We start from the raw sequence: 16,750 nt of genomic DNA, 5'->3' as shown, positions 1-16,750 counted from the left end.
GAGGCATCGATAACAGCTGTAGCATTGCCCAAACCTGCAAATCGGTCTATGAGTAGAGAGTAAAAGTCTAGAGCGATTGCATCATCGCCGGGCGCATTTGTCCACCATGGCATCACTCCTCCATTGGCTGGCGTATTGAAGAACTCAGGATTTGAATTATACGAAATACGTGTGTAGCCAACACTGTAATTTTTGCCACCCACGGTGACTGAGGTTACCTGCGCTTGGGCGGAATCCATGGCGAAGGGGCTGGCGCACAATGACAGGGCCAGGCAGATCTTTGCTCTCTTCCGTCCTTTCGCCATGGTTCTTGGGTTCAACTAAAAAAATCTGTACCACTCTAGTAGCTTTTTGGTTGGCGCCAACGGCCTGATTCGCCCGCTTGTTGAGTCTTGCCGAGTCTCATCGATGTGCTCGTTGCTGCTTGTGTTGTGTTTGCTGCCCTCATGTGTCTTCCCTGGGCTCCTCTGCGGAGCTTGAAAGTTGATTTCTTCGGTATGTTGTCAGCTGATTCAATCGTTCAGCTATCAATAAGGCAAGTGTGTTAACGCGAGGTGTCACTCTTCACTCACTCTTGCTAGAGAATTTGCTCACGCGGAAGCAGGCGGCTCGCGGTTCATTTTTGCAACAAAAAAACCCCCGCCTTGCGGCGAGGGTTGGAGCAAAGTCGAGTGATCGAGCTGATCAGTCGAGGTCGGGCATAGCCAGGGTGGGCTCGGCCTGACGGTCGATGCCTTTCTCAAAACCAGCAGCAGCAGCGCGGGCGCGGCCCGCATGCCAGAGGTGACCCACCAGGAAGAAGAAGGCGAGCACGAACTGGGTCGCAGCCAACCACTGGCGGATGTTCACGAAGTTCACCGAGTTGGGCTCAGTGATGATGCCGCCCACGGAGTTGATCGACGCGTTGGGCGCGTGGGTCATGTACTCAGCAGCGCGACGCACCTGCCAGGGTTGGATGTCGTTCTGAAGCTTGTCGAGGCTCAGACCGTTGGGCCCACGCAGGGGCTCCAGCCAAGGACCACGGAAGTCCCAGAAGCGCATGGTTTCACCACCGAAGATGATCTCGCCGGTGGGGGAGCGCATCAGGTACTTACCCAGACCGGTGGGACCCATGGCGGAACCGATGTTGGCGCCGAGGCGTTGGTCACGCACCAGGAACGTGAAGCTCTGGGCCTGGGAGGCTTCGGCGTTGGTGGGGCCGTAGAACTCCGAGGGATAAGCGGTGTTGTTGAACCAGATGTAGGCCGAGGCGATGAAGCTCATGAAGCTCAGGGCGCCGAGGCTGTAGCTCAGGTAGGCCTCACCGTTCCAGATGAAGGCGCGACGCACCCAGCCGAAAGGCTTGGTGATCACGTGCCAGATGCCACCGAAGATCAGGGTCAGACCCAGCCAGATGTGGCCACCGATGATGTCTTCCATCGAGTTCACTCCGATGATCCAGCCCTCGCCACCGAAGGGGGCGCGGAACAGATAACCGAAGATCACACCGGGATCCAGGGTGGGGTTAGTGATCAGACGCACGTCACCACCGCCGGGGGCCCAGGTGTCGTAGACGCCACCGAAGAACATCGCCTTGAACACCAGCAGCAGCGCACCGACCCCAAGCAGGATCAGGTGGTAGCCAATGATGTTGGTCATCTGGTTCTTATCGCGCCAGTCCTGGGAGAAGAAGGTGGAGTAGTTCTCCAGAATCTCAGGACCGCGCAGGGCGTGGTACAGACCGCCAAGGCCGAGCACGGCGGAGCTGATCAGGTGGAGCACACCCACCACGAAGAAGGGGTAGAGATCGGTGACCTCACCGCCAGGACCCACGCCGTAACCCAGGGTGGCGACGTGGGGGAACAGGATCAGACCCTGTTCATACATTGGCTTGTCGAAGGTGAAGTGGCTCACCTCGAACAGCATCATGGCGCCGGCCCAGAACACCATCAGACCTGCGTGGGCCACGTGGGCACCGAGCAGACGGCCGGACAGGTTGATCAGACGGGCATTGCCGGCCCACCAGGCATAGCCGGTGGAGTCGAGGTCTTTGCCGCCAGTGGCGACAAGACCAGCATCAAAGGGCGTTTCCACGGGGCAGAACCTCTTCAGGGAAGACGAAGTTTTCGTGCGGCTGGTCAGCCGGTGCCATCCAGGCACGCAGACCTTCATTGAGAAGGATGTTCTTGGTGTAGAAGGTCTCGAATTCGGGATCTTCTGCAGCGCGGATCTCCTGCGACACGAAGTCGTAGGCGCGCAGGTTGAGGGCCAGGCCGATGATGCCGATGGAGCTGGTCCACAGGCCCATCACAGGCACAAACAGCATGAAGAAGTGCAGCCAGCGCTTGTTGGAGAAGGCGATCCCGAAGATCTGGCTCCAGAAGCGGTTGGCGGTGACCATCGAATAGGTCTCTTCTTCCTGGGTCGGTTCGAACGCCTTGAAGGTGTTCGACTGCTCGCCGTCCTCAAACAGGGTGTTCTCCACGGTGGCGCCGTGGATGGCACAGAGCAGAGCACCGCCGAGGATGCCGGCCACGCCCATCATGTGGAAGGGGTTCAGGGTCCAGTTGTGGAAGCCCTGAAGGAAGAGCAGGAAGCGGAAGATCGCGGCCACACCGAAGCTGGGCGCGAAGAACCAGCTGCTCTGGCCGAGGGGGTACATCAGGAAGACGCTGACGAACACCGCAATCGGACCGGAGAAGGCGATGGCGTTGTAAGGACGGATGCCGACGAGACGGGCAATCTCGAACTGACGCAACATGAAGCCGATCAGCGCGAAGGCACCGTGGAGAGCCACGAAGGCCCAAAGGCCGCCGAGCTGACACCAGCGCACGAAGTCACCCTGGGCCTCAGGGCCCCAGAGCAGCAGGAGGCTGTGACCCATCGCATCAGCGGGGGTAGACACAGCAGCGGTGAGGAAGTTGCAACCTTCCAGGTACGAGGAGGCGATGCCGTGGGTGTACCAGGAGGTGACAAAGGTGGTGCCGGTGAGCCAACCACCGATGGCCAGATAGGCCGTGGGGAAGAGCAGGATGCCGGACCAGCCGACAAAAACGAAGCGGTCGCGCTTGAGCCAGTCATCGAGGACGTCGAACCATCCCCGCTGTGGCGCGCGTCCTACAGCGATCGTCATGAGGGTGAACGGTGCGGAAAGCCGCAGGCTGTGGGATACCAGGCGACCTTAACAATCTCGGAGCGGTCCGCGAGGCTGAAGTTGTAGAGCTGAAATCCGTTGTATTGAAACGCTTCTCCATCCCGTTGGAGGCCACAATGGTCGCCTTTTCAGGGCTTCGATGGCGGCCGATCTTCTCGAACAACCGGTGGTGGGTTCCCGCCGCCTCTCCAATGTGCTTGTGGCACTCATGGTCAGCATCGGTGGTGCAGGCTTTTTGCTGGCATCGCTCTCGAGCTACCTGGGTCGAGACCTGCTGCCTCTCGGTCACCCCGCCGCTCTGATCTTCGTTCCCCAGGGTTTGGTGATGGGGCTCTACAGCATTGCGGCCGCATTGCTGGCCACCTACCTCTGGGCGGTGATTGCCATTGACGTGGGCGCCGGCACCAACCGTTTCGACAAAGGTGCCGGTGTGGTGACGATCTCCCGTCGGGGATTCCGCAAGCCGATCAGCGTCGAGATCCCGCTCAAGGATGTCAAGGCGGTGAAGGTGGAGGTGCGCGATGGTTTCAACACGCGCAGGCGCGTTTCCTTGCGTGTGCAGGGGCGTCGCGACATGCCGCTCACCCGGGTTGGTGAACCCCTTCCCCTGGCCCAGCTGGAGCAGGAAGGCGCCGAATTGGCCAGGTTTCTTGGTGTGAATCTCGAAGGACTCTGATCGTGTTGTTGATGCCTCGTCAGCTCTGGCGTTCCGCCCTGGCCCTGCTCGTCTGCGTGCCCCTGCTCGCCAGTTGTGCCCGTTCCACCACCGCCTCTGTGCCTGCCGGCTGTGCCCAGTCCACCAGTCCCTGCCTGACCGGCAAGGCGATGGTGCAGATGACCACAAGCCGCGGTGCCATCACCCTGGAGGTGAATGGTGATGCTGCCCCCGTCACCGCCGGTAACTTTGTCGATCTGGTCAAGCGTGGCGTCTACAACGGCACCGTGTTTCACCGTGTGGTGCGCGAGCCCGTTCCCTTTGTGGTGCAGGGGGGGGATCCCGCCTCCAGCGATCCCAAAACTCCCAAAGGCAGCTACGGCACCGGCAGCTTCATCGATCCCGCCTCTGGCCAGGCTCGTTTCATTCCCCTCGAAGTGAAGTTTCGCGGAGAGGATCAGCCCCGTTACGGCCGTGTCACCAGCAATCCCAGCGATCTGCTCCAGATCGAGCTCGCCCACGACCGGGGCGCTCTGGCCATGGCTCGCTCCCAGGCACCGGATTCAGCCAGTGCTCAGTTCTATATCGCCTTGCGCCCCCTGCCTGAGCTCGATGGCCGTTATGCCGTGTTTGGCCGGGTGACCCAAGGCCTTGACGTGGTGGATGCGATCCAGCAAGACGACAAGATCATCAAGGCCGAGTTGATCACTCCCTGATCCGCTCAGGCCGGCACTCGCCCTCCGGTGATGGCCGCCTTCAGCAGTTCTGTATTCACGCCGGAGGCCCGCTCCAGGGCCACCTTGCCCGTGCGGGCGATCTCGAGGATGCCGTAGGGGGCCATCAGACGTTCGAGGGCGACAAGCTTGCCTGGATCCCCCACGACCTCAAGGGTGAGCGCCTCATCGGCCACATCCACCACCTTGGCCCGGAACACCTGCACCAGATCAAAGATCGCGCTGCGCTGAGCCGCAGGGGCCGACACCTTCAGAAGCATCAGTTCCCTTTCCACCGCAGGGATCTGGGAGAGGTCCAGCACCTGCAGCACGTTCACCAGCTTGTCGAGCTGCTTGGTCATCTGCTGGAGGGTGTGTTCATCACCCTCCACCACCATGGTCAGCCTGGAGCGGCCGTCCGACTCCGCCGGCCCGACGGCGAGGCTATCGATGTTGAAACCGCGTCTGGCGAAGAGGCCGGCGATGCGGCTCAGGGCGCCGGATTCGTCTTCCACCAGCACGGACAGGGTGTGCTTCATGCCCCTCGAACAGTTCCCAGTGGATCGTTGCATTCCAAATTACGGTCCAGCCAGCCCAGCACCATGCCGTGGAAGGCATCCGGTGATTCGTCATGGGGGCAGTGACCGCTGTTTTCAAGCACCGCGAGCTCCAGCCAGGGGTGCTCCTGCTGCAGCCGTTCGCCGATGAGCACTGGCACGAAGCGATCCTGGCGGCCCCAGAGCAGCAGCAGCGGCGGGGCGGTGCTGGTCTGGCTCAGCCGCTCCAAAAGGGCCGGTGCCGTGGCGCCCCGGGGACGCAGGGCCATGCCAATGCTCATGGCCCGTAGGGCCCTGGCGGCCGTCGCCCGTCGCGCCGGTCGGGCAATGAGTTGCTGAAGGTCCCGGTCGTGACGGATTGAGCGCCGATAGGCCCCCTGCAGCCCGATCCGCAGCAGGGCGGTGCGGCTGATCACAGGCAGCAGCAGCTCCAGGGGGAGCAGGCGCATGGCAAGCACCACCAGCGGTCTGCGCAGGCGCCGCCAGCGCCTTGGCTGGCGCAGGGGGATTGGTTGCATCAGGGCTGGATCCGGGAGCGGGGCCGCTGCCACTGCTGCCACCAGATCGGGCCTGAACACAGCAGTGGTGAGGGCCGTGAGCCCACCGAGGGAATTGCCCACAAGCACCGCCGTTCCCCGTTGGGGGACCTGCGCCACCTGCTCGAGAAAGGCACTCACCTGCCTGGCCCAGAGACGGTTGTCGAGGGGGCGCTGGCGCTGATGTCTTGGCTGTTCGGAGCGTCCGAAGCCAATCAGGTCGAGCCCATACACGCGGTATCCGGCAGCGGCAAGCGGCTCGGCGTTGTGACGCCAATGGTCGCTGCTTGCACCGAAACCATGCAGGAGCAGCAGAGGCCGACCTGATTCCGGCCCCAGCACCCGCCAGTGGGAACGAAACCCCTGCCAATGCCACTCGGCGCCATCGCCCCAGTCCGCAGGCGTCGCTGCTGGGAGCGCGTCCCGCTTCAGAGCAATCTGGTGGGTGGTTGCCTCCACAAACCCCTGCAACAGGATTGTTCTCACTATCGCGAAGGCGCTGCCGTCCTGGAGCTGGGAGAGGGGTTTTTTCGGCCGGATTCCCGTCCTTCTCGCGATCTCTCGGTGCTGATTGCCGCTGGCTTGCGCCAGGGCGGGGCGCAGCGCCCCCAGCGTTGGCTCGATCTCATGGCTGGCTGTGGCATCCGCGCCCTGCGCTGGGGGCTGGAGGCTTGCGCCGATGAGGCCCCGTTGCTGCCCGAGCTCTGGGTCAATGATGCCGATGGGGAGCGTGGGCCGCTGCTGCAGCGCAATCTCGCTCCCTTGACCGCCTTCGGGGAGCGTCTTCAGCTCCGCCGGTTGCCAGCCGAGGTGCTGCTGCGTCAGGCCTATCTCGATCAGCGCTATTTCGATCTGATCGATCTCGATGCCTTTGGTTGCCCCAATGCCCTGCTGCAGGCGAGTGTGCAGGCGCTCGCCTTCGAGGGGGTGCTGCTGCTGGCAAGCACCGACGGTCGATCCCCCACGGGCCATGACCGTCCGGCGGCGGTACGTCGTTTTGGTGCCGCAGCGCGGGTGCATCCGGCCAGCTGGGAGATCGCCTTGCGCCTGCAGTTCGCCGCCCTGGCCCGGGAAGCCTGGCTGCTTGGCCGTGGACTGCAGCCCCTGCTGGCCTTCAGCGAAGGCCGCACCTTCCGGCTGGCGATCCGCCTGCGGCAACACATGCAGCCGAAGGAGGAGCACCAACTTGGTCTACTGGCCCGTTGCGATGCCTGTGGTGCCCAGGCGATTCAGCCCCTGCTGCGCCTGCAGGGCTGGCCCCCCTGTGCTTGCTCGAACGCTGGGGGACGCTGGGCCGTCAGCGGTCCGCTCTGGCTGGGGCCGTTGCAGAACCAATCCTTTCTGCAGGACCTCCGTCGGCTTGGGGAGGAGATGCCAGCCAGCGTCGCCCCCGCCACCAGGCGTCTGCTCGAGCGTCTCAGTGCCGATCCAGGCCTGCCGCCCACGGTCTGGCCCACCGCGGAATTGGCCCAGCGTCTGCGTCTGCCTGGCCCCCCCTCTCAGCTCGACCTGGTGACAGCGTTGCGGGCCCAGGGATTCAACGCGTTCGGGAGTGCCGTGATGGCTGGTCAGGTGCGCACGGATGCTCCGTACGAGCGCTTGTTGCAATGTTGCCGCAATCTGGACCTTGAGGATCGTTAAATAGGGGCTGCTTTTGCTTGCCCGCCATGGCCTCGGAGATTTTTGGGACTGCCGCGATCTTCTGGGTGCTGATCCCTGTGGGACTGGCCGGTGGTGCTCTCCTCCTGAAGCTCCAGAAGGACTGATCCCCACGCAGGCGAGGTGGCCGCTTTAGGCTCCTTCCTTGCAATGACGGACCCCATGCAGGTTCTGGTGGTTGGAGGAACCGGCACGCTCGGTCGGCAGATTGCCAGCCGTGCTCTAGAAGCCGGCCATCAAGTGCGCTGCATGGTGAGGGCACCCCGCAAGGCCGCATTCCTTCAGGAATGGGGTTGCGAGCTCACTCGAGGGGATTTGCTCGAGCCCGCAAGCCTCGATTACGCCCTGGAGGGCGTCGATGCTGTGATCGACGCCGCCACCAGCCGCCCGTCCGATCCCCGCAGTGTTTACGAGACCGATTGGGATGGCAAACTCAATCTGCTGAGGGCCTGCGAGAAGGCCGGCGTCAAGCGGTTTGTGTTCCTCTCGCTGCTGGCAGCCGCCCAGTTCCGGCAGGTGCCCTTGATGGACATCAAGCACTGCACTGAGCAGCTGCTGCGTGAGTCGGATTTCGATTACACGATCCTCCAGGGCGCTGCCTTCATGCAGGGGGTGATCAGTCAGTTCGCCATTCCGGTGCTTGAGAGCCAGACGGTTTGGGTGAGTGGCAGCCCCACGGCGATCGCTTACATGAACACGCAAGACATGGCCCGTTTTGCGGTCGCTGCCCTTGAGCGGCCAGAGACGATCCGAGCCAGCTATCCCGTGGTGGGCCCGAAGGCCTGGAATACCGGTGAAGTGGTGCAGCTCTGTGAGCAGGCCTCGGGCAAATCAGCCCGGGTGTTCCGCGTTCCTCCCGTCCTGCTTGATCTGATGCGCGGGGTTTGCAATTTCTTCGAACCCGCCGTGAACGTGGCTGAGCGTCTCGCCTTTGCCGAGGTCACCGGTGGTGGAGAGAGCCTCGATGCACCGATGGAGGCCACCTATGGCGCTTTCGGTCTCGACCCAGCGGACGCCACCACCCTGGAGGACTACATCCGCGAGTACTACACCACCATCCTCAAGCGCTTGCGCGACATGGAGAAGGATCTCGATAAGGACGCCAAGAAAAAGCTGCCGTTCTGAGCTGACGCCACCCACGCAGCGCGAGGGGTTGGTTTGTACTACTGAGGCGTTAGGGTGGTTAGATCCCCGTCGTTACCCATGTCCGTCGCGCAAGTGAAGAACCTCCAGCGTCGGCTGGACAATCTCTGCAGCGAGGCGGAGCAGGAGCTCACCCGGGCCTGTGGTCATGAGCTCTGGCGCAGCCTCGGATTCGATGCCTTCGATGGTCTTGAGGATGGCGACCGGCGGGCCACAGCCAACTACTACTACGGTCAGTGGCAGACCGTGCGGGAGCTGCAGCAGGCCCTCGGCTGAATCTCGCCACAATGGTCTGATTCGCGCGATCGATTGCATGACGTCCTGCTGCGGCCCTGCCGGCCTTGATCAAACTGATGCGGTTCAAGAGCGTTACGGCGCCGCTGCTTCAGAGCGTGAGACCTGCCTCTGCACTCCCGTCTCCTTTGATCCAGCTCTCCTGCAGGTGATCCCCTCAGACGTGGTGGAGCGTGATTACGGCTGCGGGGACCCCACCCGTTGGGTGCAGGCTGGCGATACCGTGCTCGACCTCGGCAGCGGCAGCGGTAAGAACGCCTTCATTTGCGCCCAAGTGGTGGGGGCCTCCGGCCGCGTGATCGGTGTGGATCGCAATCCAGACATGCTGGCGCTCTCGCGATCGGCCTTGCCTGTGGTGGCGGAGCGGATCGGGTTTGCCAACGTGCAGTTTCTCGAGGGGGCGATTGAGGCCCTGGATGCTGTGGATGCCGAGGGGAGGGCCCTGGTGGCAGACGCCAGTGTGGATGTGGTGTTGAGCAACTGCGTGCTCAATTTGGTGAATCCCTCCTCGCGGCGGCTGCTGCTGGCCAACATCCGCCGGGTGCTGCGGGCTGGTGGTCGCGTCGCGATCAGCGACATCGTGTGTGATCGCCCCGTGCCCCTGGCTCTCCAGCAGGATCCAGAGCTTTGGAGTGGTTGCATCAGTGGCGCCTGGGAGGAGCAGGCCTTCCTTGATGACTTCACCGCCCTCGGGTTTGAGCAGGTGCGGTATGCCGAGCGTTCCGAACAGCCCTGGCGGGTGGTGGAGGGCATTGAATTTCGCGCGGTCACCCTCGTCGGCGTGCTGCCGGCCGCCTGAGCAGGGCCTGCAGCCGCTGTTGTTCGCTGCTGGTCAGCGAGCGCCACTGGCCTGGCTCCAGGCCCTCCAAACTCAGGGGCGGCTGGCCGTCCATCAGGTCGATGGCGGTGCGGATCAGCCGCAGGGTGGGAAGTCCCACGGCTGCAGTCATGCGTCTCACCTGACGGTTTCGCCCCTCCCGCAGGCTGATCTCGAGCCAGCAGGTGGGCAGCGAACGTCGCACACGTATCGGTGGATCCCGCTCCGGCCAGTTGCTGAGCCGCTCCTTGGCCAGCATCTCGGCCTTGGCCGGCAGGGTCTGACGGCCCTGCACAAGAACACCGCTGCGTAGGCGCTGCAGTTGGTCTGGGTCGGCTTCACCATCAACCTGTACCCAGTAGGTGCGCCAGTGGCCGAAGCGCGGATCGGTGAGTCGCTGCTGCAACCGCCCCTCGGCGGTCAGCAGCAGCAGCCCTTCGCTGTCGGCATCGAGTCGGCCGGCAGCGTAGACATCAGGCACTGGCACAAGATCAGCGAGGCAGCCCCAACGGCTGCCAGGTTCTGGGGTGAACTGGCTCAGAACTCCGTAGGGCTTGTGCAGCAGCAGGGTGGTGATCGTGCCTGTCAGCTGTGGCCGCCGAAGCAGAGCAGCAGGGCTTCGCCCCAGCTGGTCGCACCGTTGAGGTGGTCGTCGTGAAGATGCTTCATCTTGTCGGCCTGCATTTTCATGAGCGTGGCCTGGGTGAATTCATGACCCTTCTCGCTGGCCAGATCGACCACGTGCTTGGGAGTGGCAGCCCCACGGACCTGTTCGCGCACCTGGGAATCGGACTGCACGAGTGACGCAAAAGCGACCAGAGCGGATTCAGACACAGCAGGGGAAGACGTGTTGACCGCAGGTTACGTAGAGCTTTGGCGAGCCCGCCAGAGATTCACAATCCCGATGGAAATCAACAGGAGGCCCAAATCAAGGGTCAAGGGGGGGAGAATCACCGCATGGCGCACCGTGGTCGACGACCCTAGTGGGAATGGCTTGTTTCAGGGGTTGCAGGCGGCCACCTAAACTGGTTTCACCATTGCGTTCTGGCACTGCCGAATGATCGAAACCTCGGGTGTGATTGAAAAAGAGCAGGGGAATGGCTTCTACCTCGTCACCCTGGAGCAACCCGCCGGTCATCAGTGCCTCTGCCGTGCTGCAGGCAAGCTCACCAAATTCCGCATCAAACTGCTGGCAGGCGACAAGGTGCTGGTCGAGATCAGCCCCTATGACCTGACCCGCGGCCGAATCACCTATCGCGAACGCAATGCAGGTGCTCCCGGTGGCCGTCCGGGCGGCAATCGCCCCGGCGGCCCCCGCCGCCGCTAAGTCTCCCCTTTCCAGCCGGCCAGATGGGAGGCGGCTGCCGATCGTGCCAAGCGCCTGGCCGCCGGTAACGCAGGATCAAGGAACCCTGAATGAAACGGCGGTAAGGGGCGGCTACGAAGCCAGGCCCCCCAGCGGAATTCGTGATACGGGATTAGTGGCTGGGGTCGCAGGACTCCTTCTTTCTTGAGCTTCCAGACCAGGCTCCGGTAAGGGTCATCCTCAAGATCCAGCAGGCTCGAGGGCAGCTGTTCCGGAGGGCACGGCCCCTTCCCTCGTCCGTCATGGAGATAGAGCCAGCCGCGTCGTTGTAGTTCCCTGAGCACGTCACTGCGATCGTGGCTCTCCACCTCGGCGATCACATACCCATAGGTGGTCACGCGGCTGTCCAGTTCGAGTAGGGCCCGCAGTCGGTGATGTCGATCCACCATCCAGAGATCGCCCGCGCCGTTGCGCACCAGTGGCACCGGTTTGCTGCGGAGGTATCGACGACGCTCCTCGTGGCTCTCCTCGCTGAAATCCAATTGCCGGCTGCGGATTTCAGCCATGCCGATGCACATCTGAGTCGGCTGCAGTGCAGCGACAGCAACTTCAAACAGCTGGAAGCCGTCGCTGGGATCGGGAATTGGGTCGTAGCGATGGAGGTGCAGGGTCTCGACCTGAAGAGAATTGGTTCACTATGGCGAAGATTCCGGCGACTTTGATCACGCCCCAGCCTTGGGTTGCGCCAGCGGTCAGGCCTCAGAGTCCGCCGTTGTCCAAGATGCTCATCTGCACCACTCCCACATCCTGCTCAATGGGATTGGGCCCCCAGGGTGTGGCTGAGATCGAATACACATACAGATCCGCCGGGGGGTTCACACCGAGCTCGAAGGCCACGGTCACGGTTGATCCGGCTGGCACTGGATCGGGAAAGCTGATCGCGACCGATCGGGCCTCGTTGCTGAAGCTGGCCGACACCGGCACAGCAGCTCCCTGGCGCCGAGGGGTTCCTAGGAAGGCGGTGGGTTGAATCGCTCCGTAATAAAACGCGGGTTGAACGCCGCGGATTTGCTCCAGGCTGATTCCCCCAAGGCCCGCCTGCGCTCCCGACGGCAGTTCCATCACTACGTACATCACCGCGCCTCCCTCAAACGCATACCAGCGGTAATTGATCAATTTGGCCTTGGTGGGCACCGCCACGAAACTGGTCTGCCCCTCCACTTCCAGGGCTGGAGCCTCTGGGGCGATCGCAACGAGAGAGGCTGTCGCAAGGAGGGGGCCTGTGATCGTGGCCGTGAGGCCGGCACGCAAACGCCGCATGGGAAAGCGATCAGACGCCGCTGATTCTGGGTCGCACTCGCGCGTTCTGCCTGCCTAATTTGAGTGGAAGAACCGTTACCCTCTCCGATCCCCATGTTCGACGCCTTCACCAAGGTTGTCGCCCAGGCTGATGCCCGGGGCCAGTTCATCAACGCCAGCGAGATCGACGCCCTGGCCGCCATGGTGTCCGACAGCAACAAGCGTCTGGATGCTGTGAACCGCATCACCAGCAACGCTTCCACCATCGTTGCTAACGCCGCTCGCGCCCTGTTCGCTCAGCAGCCTGCGCTGATCGCCCCCGGCGGTAACGCTTACACCTCCCGCCGCATGGCTGCTTGCCTGCGCGACATGGAGATCATCCTGCGTTACGTCACCTACTCGATCTTCACCGGCGACGCTTCCGTGATGGAAGACCGCTGCCTCAACGGTCTGCGCGAGACCTACCTGGCCCTCGGCACCCCCGGTGCTTCCGTGGCTGCTGGCGTGAACCTGATGAAGGAAGCCGCCATCTCCATCGCCAACGACAAGGCCGGCATCACCCAGGGTGATTGCACCGCGCTGATGAGCGAAATCGGCACCTACTTCGACCGCGCTGCTGCTGCTGTCGCCTGATTGCGACCGTGAGGTCAATCGCTTGGGAGTGAGGGGATCCAGAGAATGGGCTCCTTGCTCCCTTTTTTTGCGCGGCTTTGCCAGTCGCCGAGCTCCTGCATCAGCGCAATGCAGTCGTCGCGCCGACCCTCCCGGGCCAGCCGCTTGAGTTGGGCGCCCATGTCGTCGCTGGTGATGATCATGGTTAACTCACGTCGCACCTCTGGGGCGAGGGCGGGATCCGGTGGCTGAGAACGTTGGCGACGGGTCATGGGTAAAAACTTCCTTTCCCTCAAGATAACGAGCTCTTTACTTTTGGGCTGTGTTCCGGCGCACCTCGACGGAATCTGATTGTTTGAAGGAAGAACGGCTTGATGGCCAAGGTGCATGGCCAGGGCCATCACAATGACGATGCACCTCAATGTTCTGTCTTCCGTAGCCGATGCAGACCTCCTTTGACCTCGTGGTTCTTGGCGCTGGCTCGGGGGGCCTGGCTGCTGCAAAGCGGGCCGCCCGCCATGGTGCTCGGGTCGCCATCGTGGAGGGGGATCGGGTCGGCGGGACCTGTGTGATTCGCGGCTGCGTGCCCAAGAAGCTCCTGGTCTACGGATCCAGGGTGCGAGAGCAGCTCGATGAAGCTCCTGCCTACGGGGTGGAGATCGCTGGTGCGCGTTTCAGTTCGGCGCAGTTGCTGGCCAATGTGCGCCGGGAGGTGGATCGACTGAACACGCTTCACATCGGCTTGCTCGAGAAGGCCGGGGTCACACTCGTTTCGGGTTGGGGGCGCTTTCAGGATGCGAATCACATCGCCGTCTCGGCGATGCCCGGAGCCGAAGCCCATCAGGTCCTGCAGGCTGGGCGGGTCTTGATCGCCGTCGGAGGTCGTCCCCATCGCCCGGAGATTCCCGGTGCTGAGTTGGCTTGGGTGAGCGATGACATGTTTCTGCAGGAAGGCTTCCCCAGCCATGTGGTGGTGGTCGGTGCCGGTTTCATCGCCTGTGAATTCGCTTGCATTCTCAGTGGCTTAGGGGTGCAGGTGACCCAGCTGGTGCGTGGCGACCACTTGCTGCGCGGCTTCGATCGCGAGCTCTCGGCGGTGGTGCAGGAAGGGATGGAGGAGAAAGGCATCGATCTGCGCTTCTGCCACAGTCCGGCGGCCATCAGCGGAGCCCCAGGCGCCCTTAAGGTCCTCAGTCAGTCGGGCGAAACGTTCTCCTGCGGTGGTGTGTTGCTAGCCACCGGTCGGCGTCCCTTCCTTGATGGCCTCAATTTGGAGGCTGCTGGGGTGGCGGTCGAAGGTCATCGCATTCCGGTCGATGCCCAGCAGGCCACCAATGTTCCCGGGATTGATGCCGTCGGCGATGTGACCGATCGGATCTGTCTCACGCCGGTGGCGGTGGATGAAGGGCGCGCCTATGCCGACAGCGTCTTTGGTCAGGCTCCTCGGCAGGTCAACCATGAGCTCGTGGCTAGTGCAGTCTTCAGTCAGCCGGAGTTGGCCACGGTGGGGCTGAGTGAGGAGCAGGCGGTTGAGCGATATGGCCGTGAGGCTGTCGTGGTCCATCGGGCTCGGTTCCGCTCCATGGCGCAGGCTTTGCCTCAGCGGGGGCCTCGTTGTCTCCTCAAGCTCGTTGTGGAACGTTCGACTGATCGGGTGCTGGGTTGCCACATGGTGGGTGAGCATGCGGCCGAGATCATTCAGATGGCCGCGATCGCCGTTGGCATGGGCGCCACTAAGGCCGATTTCGATCGAACGATGGCGCTGCACCCCACGATCTCGGAGGAATTCGTCACGATGGCCTGAGCTGGGGCGGCTCAGGCGGCTCTGAGGTTGTCGAGACGCCGGCGCAGGTGGGTCATCAGCCGCTCCTGCGCCAGCTGGCAGATGGCTTCGACCACCGGATCGGTGGCGGTATACAGAGAGCGGTTCCCATCCCGCTCCACCTGCACGAGCCCGGCTTTCTGCAGTTGTCCGAGCTGGCGACTGAGGTGCGACTGGCTGAAGCCCGTGCGCTCCATCAGCGTGGCGACATCATTGCTGCCATTGCGGATCTCGCACATCAAACGCAGCCGCGCCGGTTCGCCGAGCAACCGGAAAAAGCCACTGAGCTCCTCCACCATCTCCGGGGAGAGCTGGCTGATGGTGCAGCCCTCCGCAGACCCTGCCTTTCCCGCCATCCTCCCTCCTATGCCGATACAGGCATTATGCAGTTGGATCGCTACGGCTCCATGGACGTCTTGTATTGGGATCAGCGCTACCGGGAGGAGGGGTTTGCCTATGGCGACCAGCCCAACGACTTCCTGCGCGAACAGGCCGCGGAGCTTCCGGTAGGGGATGCGTTTTGCCTGGCAGAAGGTGAGGGGCGTAACGCCGTGCACCTGGCGGCGCTCGGTCATCACGTGACAGCTCAGGATTTGAGTGCTGTGGGGCTCGACAAAGCTCAGGCCCTGGCGGAGTCCAGGGGGCTGTCCCTGAAGACCCAGCAAGGTGACCTTGCCGACTGGCGGCCTGAGCCGGGGAGCGTGGATCTTGTGGTGGCGATCTGGATGCATCTGCCGCCACCCCTGCGAGCACAGGTGCTGGCGGCCTCGGTCTGCGCGCTGCGCCCTGGCGGTGTGTTGTTGCTGGAGGCTTACACCCCAAGGCAGCTGGGGCTTGGAAGCGGTGGTCCCCCATCGCTGGACTTGCTGGTGGAACCCGATCAGCTGGAGCGTGAGTTGTCTGGACTGCGGCTCGAGATCCTGCGGGAGCGTCGCCGCTTGATCAGGGAAGGGCGTTATCACCAGGGAGAGAGCGCTGTTGTGCAGCTGCGAGGCCGGAAAATCTGATCGATGCCGTTATGCGTGTAAGCTCATAACAGCAATTTGAGGTTGTCATGGTTGCTGCTCCGCTGCTCCTCAGCGCCGCTGGAGGGACCTCGCTGCTTCTGCGCCAGTTGTTCGATGCAGAGACCGGCACCTTCACCTACCTCTTGGTGGATGTCCCCTCGACCAAGGGTGTGCTGATCGACCCTGTGTTCGAGCGCCATGAGCGTGATCTGGCTCTCCTGCGAGAGCTTGGCGTTCACCTTGTCGCCTGCCTGGATACCCATGCCCACGCCGACCATGTCACGGGCAGTTGGTTGATGCATGAGGCCACGGGTTCAGACATCGGCCTGGCCACGGTTGCTCGGGCTGTCCATGTCACCCTTCCGCTGGGCCATGGCGATCGGGTCGCCTTCGGTGCTCGGGCCCTGGAGGTGCGTGCCACTCCAGGACATACCGACGGTTGTCTCACCTATGTGCTCGACGATCTCAGTGCGGCCTTCACCGGAGACGCTCTCCTGATCAGAGGTTGCGGCCGCTCCGATTTCCAGCAGGGAGATGCGCGCACGCTCTACCGCTCGATCACCGAGCAGATCCTCTCCCTGCCCGATCAGTGCCTTCTCTATCCCGGCCACGACTACAGCGGTCGTCAGGTGACCAGCGTTGCCGAGGAGCGTGCCCTCAACGCCCGTCTGGGTGGTGGGGCCGATGAGCGGGATTTCGTGATTCACATGGACTCACTCAAGCTTCCCCACCCCCATCGCATCGCCCAGGCCCTGCCGGCGAATCTGCGCAGTGGCCGCCCCCGGATCGATGGGCCGGACCAACCCGCCTGGGCACCGTTGAAGCGCAGCTACTCCGGCCTGCCGGAGCTGGAGCCCGAGTGGGTCGCCGACCATCTCGCCGAGCTCACGATTCTCGACGTTCGCAACGCCGATGAAGCCAAGGGGCCGGATGGCGCGCTGCCTGGCAGCCGCAACATCCCTCTGCCCGAGCTGGCGGAGCATCTCGATCGGCTCGATCCGGAGGCTGCCACCGTGGTGTTCTGCCATGCCGGTAGCCGTTCCGCCCTGGCGACCCAGCAGTTGGTCAAGGCTGGTTTCAAGAAGGTCGCCAACCTGCGCGGCGGACTTCAGGACTGGTATCGCAAAGGGCTGCCCATGCCCGAACCCCTGAGCGTCTGAGCGGTACCGGCCCTGCTTCCCTGGGTCGATTCATCGC

At 63.0% G+C, this 16,750-nt stretch carries 22 protein-coding genes; 12 read left to right on the top strand and 10 right to left on the bottom strand.

The features are described 5' to 3' along the window. Nucleotides 1-684: 684 nt before the first annotated feature. The gene (psbC, locus tag H0O21_RS12385; protein WP_007100315.1) at nucleotides 685-2,073 is read right to left on the bottom strand and encodes a photosystem II reaction center protein CP43; all 1,389 of its coding nucleotides are present in this window, start codon (nucleotides 2,071-2,073) and stop codon (nucleotides 685-687) included. Then, entirely contained in the window at nucleotides 2,057-3,112 is a 1,056-nt protein-coding gene (gene psbD, locus H0O21_RS12380) for a photosystem II D2 protein (photosystem q(a) protein) (RefSeq protein WP_007100314.1), read from the bottom strand. Before psbD ends, psbC begins: the two co-directional genes overlap by 17 nt. A 160-nt stretch (nucleotides 3,113-3,272) precedes the next feature. Between psbD and H0O21_RS12375 the strand changes: the two genes are divergently transcribed. Together H0O21_RS12375 and H0O21_RS12370 are read left to right on the top strand one after the other, a co-directional pair. Further along, nucleotides 3,273-3,809 (top strand): photosystem I assembly protein Ycf4, encoded by a 537-nt coding sequence (locus tag H0O21_RS12375; protein WP_131456340.1) that lies wholly within the window; start codon nucleotides 3,273-3,275, stop codon nucleotides 3,807-3,809. An 11-nt stretch (nucleotides 3,810-3,820) separates the two neighbouring features. Then, nucleotides 3,821-4,504: a peptidylprolyl isomerase gene (locus H0O21_RS12370; RefSeq protein ID WP_185189850.1), complete on the top strand. Its 684-nt coding sequence runs from the start codon at nucleotides 3,821-3,823 to the stop codon at nucleotides 4,502-4,504. Nucleotides 4,505-4,509: 5 nt separating this feature from the next. On the opposite strand, the gene ilvN is transcribed toward H0O21_RS12370, so the two are convergent. After that, on the bottom strand, nucleotides 4,510-5,040 hold the full coding sequence (ilvN, locus tag H0O21_RS12365; protein ID WP_131456344.1) for an acetolactate synthase small subunit: 531 nt from the start codon (nucleotides 5,038-5,040) through the stop codon (nucleotides 4,510-4,512). Next, nucleotides 5,037-6,053, bottom strand: coding sequence for an alpha/beta fold hydrolase (locus H0O21_RS12360; RefSeq protein ID WP_185189849.1), 1,017 nt, complete (start codon nucleotides 6,051-6,053; stop codon nucleotides 5,037-5,039). Before H0O21_RS12360 ends, ilvN begins: the two co-directional genes overlap by 4 nt. Here H0O21_RS12360 and H0O21_RS12355 point away from each other — a divergent pair. From H0O21_RS12355 to H0O21_RS12335, 5 genes are all read left to right on the top strand, one after another. Continuing rightward, nucleotides 6,036-7,235, top strand: a complete 1,200-nt coding sequence (locus H0O21_RS12355) for a N2,N2-dimethylguanosine tRNA methyltransferase (protein WP_255441029.1) — start codon at nucleotides 6,036-6,038, stop codon at nucleotides 7,233-7,235. The genes H0O21_RS12360 and H0O21_RS12355 overlap by 18 nt on opposite strands. Nucleotides 7,236-7,261: 26 nt before the next feature. Beyond that, entirely contained in the window at nucleotides 7,262-7,360 is a 99-nt protein-coding gene (petM, locus tag H0O21_RS12350) for a cytochrome b6-f complex subunit PetM (protein WP_007100308.1), read from the top strand. 55 nt (nucleotides 7,361-7,415) lie between these two features. Continuing rightward, a complete protein-coding gene (locus H0O21_RS12345; protein ID WP_131593066.1) occupies nucleotides 7,416-8,378 on the top strand; it encodes an NAD(P)H-binding protein in 963 nt (320 codons plus the stop codon). A gap of 78 nt (nucleotides 8,379-8,456) precedes the next feature. Continuing rightward, the gene (locus H0O21_RS12340; protein WP_131456352.1) at nucleotides 8,457-8,672 is read left to right on the top strand and encodes a hypothetical protein; all 216 of its coding nucleotides are present in this window, start codon (nucleotides 8,457-8,459) and stop codon (nucleotides 8,670-8,672) included. A gap of 37 nt (nucleotides 8,673-8,709) precedes the next feature. Next, nucleotides 8,710-9,489 (top strand): methyltransferase domain-containing protein, encoded by a 780-nt coding sequence (locus H0O21_RS12335; RefSeq protein ID WP_185189847.1) that lies wholly within the window; start codon nucleotides 8,710-8,712, stop codon nucleotides 9,487-9,489. Here H0O21_RS12335 and H0O21_RS12330 read toward each other — a convergent pair. After that, on the bottom strand, nucleotides 9,458-10,096 hold the full coding sequence (locus H0O21_RS12330; protein WP_255441206.1) for a pseudouridine synthase: 639 nt from the start codon (nucleotides 10,094-10,096) through the stop codon (nucleotides 9,458-9,460). The two genes, H0O21_RS12335 and H0O21_RS12330, sit on opposite strands and share 32 nt — an antisense overlap. After that, complete coding sequence (locus H0O21_RS12325) at nucleotides 10,093-10,341, bottom strand: Nif11-like leader peptide family natural product precursor (protein ID WP_185189846.1); 249 nt, start codon at nucleotides 10,339-10,341, stop codon at nucleotides 10,093-10,095. The genes H0O21_RS12330 and H0O21_RS12325 overlap by 4 nt, the downstream gene beginning before the upstream one ends. 223 nt (nucleotides 10,342-10,564) lie before the next feature. On the opposite strand from H0O21_RS12325, the gene infA reads away from it, so the two are divergent. Continuing rightward, nucleotides 10,565-10,834: a translation initiation factor IF-1 gene (gene infA / locus H0O21_RS12320; protein ID WP_006041809.1), complete on the top strand. Its 270-nt coding sequence runs from the start codon at nucleotides 10,565-10,567 to the stop codon at nucleotides 10,832-10,834. Here infA and H0O21_RS12315 read toward each other — a convergent pair. Next, nucleotides 10,831-11,481, bottom strand: coding sequence for a ParB-like protein (locus H0O21_RS12315; RefSeq protein WP_185191033.1), 651 nt, complete (start codon nucleotides 11,479-11,481; stop codon nucleotides 10,831-10,833). The two genes, infA and H0O21_RS12315, sit on opposite strands and share 4 nt — an antisense overlap. A gap of 91 nt (nucleotides 11,482-11,572) precedes the next feature. After that, nucleotides 11,573-12,133 (bottom strand): DUF2808 domain-containing protein, encoded by a 561-nt coding sequence (locus H0O21_RS12310; RefSeq protein ID WP_185189845.1) that lies wholly within the window; start codon nucleotides 12,131-12,133, stop codon nucleotides 11,573-11,575. A gap of 93 nt (nucleotides 12,134-12,226) precedes the next feature. Between H0O21_RS12310 and H0O21_RS12305 the strand changes: the two genes are divergently transcribed. Continuing rightward, nucleotides 12,227-12,745 carry a phycocyanin subunit beta gene (locus tag H0O21_RS12305; RefSeq protein ID WP_185189844.1) on the top strand — a complete coding sequence of 173 codons (519 nt, stop codon included), beginning with the start codon at nucleotides 12,227-12,229 and terminating at the stop codon, nucleotides 12,743-12,745. Between the two features lie 14 nt (nucleotides 12,746-12,759). Here the strand turns inward: H0O21_RS12305 and H0O21_RS12300 are convergent, their stop codons facing one another. Further along, nucleotides 12,760-12,996, bottom strand: a complete 237-nt coding sequence (locus H0O21_RS12300) for a hypothetical protein (RefSeq protein ID WP_185189843.1) — start codon at nucleotides 12,994-12,996, stop codon at nucleotides 12,760-12,762. Nucleotides 12,997-13,166: 170 nt separating this feature from the next. Here H0O21_RS12300 and gorA point away from each other — a divergent pair, with 170 nt between their 5' ends. Next, entirely contained in the window at nucleotides 13,167-14,528 is a 1,362-nt protein-coding gene (gene gorA, locus H0O21_RS12295; RefSeq protein WP_185189842.1) for a glutathione-disulfide reductase, read from the top strand. Between the two features lie 11 nt (nucleotides 14,529-14,539). Here gorA and H0O21_RS12290 read toward each other — a convergent pair whose 3' ends face one another. Further along, nucleotides 14,540-14,902 (bottom strand): helix-turn-helix transcriptional regulator, encoded by a 363-nt coding sequence (locus H0O21_RS12290; protein WP_255441028.1) that lies wholly within the window; start codon nucleotides 14,900-14,902, stop codon nucleotides 14,540-14,542. A gap of 51 nt (nucleotides 14,903-14,953) precedes the next feature. On the opposite strand from H0O21_RS12290, the gene H0O21_RS12285 reads away from it, so the two are divergent. Then, on the top strand, nucleotides 14,954-15,553 hold the full coding sequence (locus tag H0O21_RS12285; RefSeq protein WP_185189841.1) for a class I SAM-dependent methyltransferase: 600 nt from the start codon (nucleotides 14,954-14,956) through the stop codon (nucleotides 15,551-15,553). Between the two features lie 47 nt (nucleotides 15,554-15,600). Further along, the gene (locus H0O21_RS12280; RefSeq protein WP_185189840.1) at nucleotides 15,601-16,713 is read left to right on the top strand and encodes a rhodanese-like domain-containing protein; all 1,113 of its coding nucleotides are present in this window, start codon (nucleotides 15,601-15,603) and stop codon (nucleotides 16,711-16,713) included. The last annotated feature ends 37 nt before the right edge of the window (nucleotides 16,714-16,750 follow it).

Origin of the sequence: Synechococcus sp. HK01-R, assembly GCF_014217855.1 — a bacterium.
Taxonomy (GTDB): Bacteria; Cyanobacteriota; Cyanobacteriia; order PCC-6307; family Cyanobiaceae; genus Synechococcus_C.
Note: the sequence above shows the minus strand (reverse complement) of the source record. Positions and strands in the feature narration are given on the sequence as shown.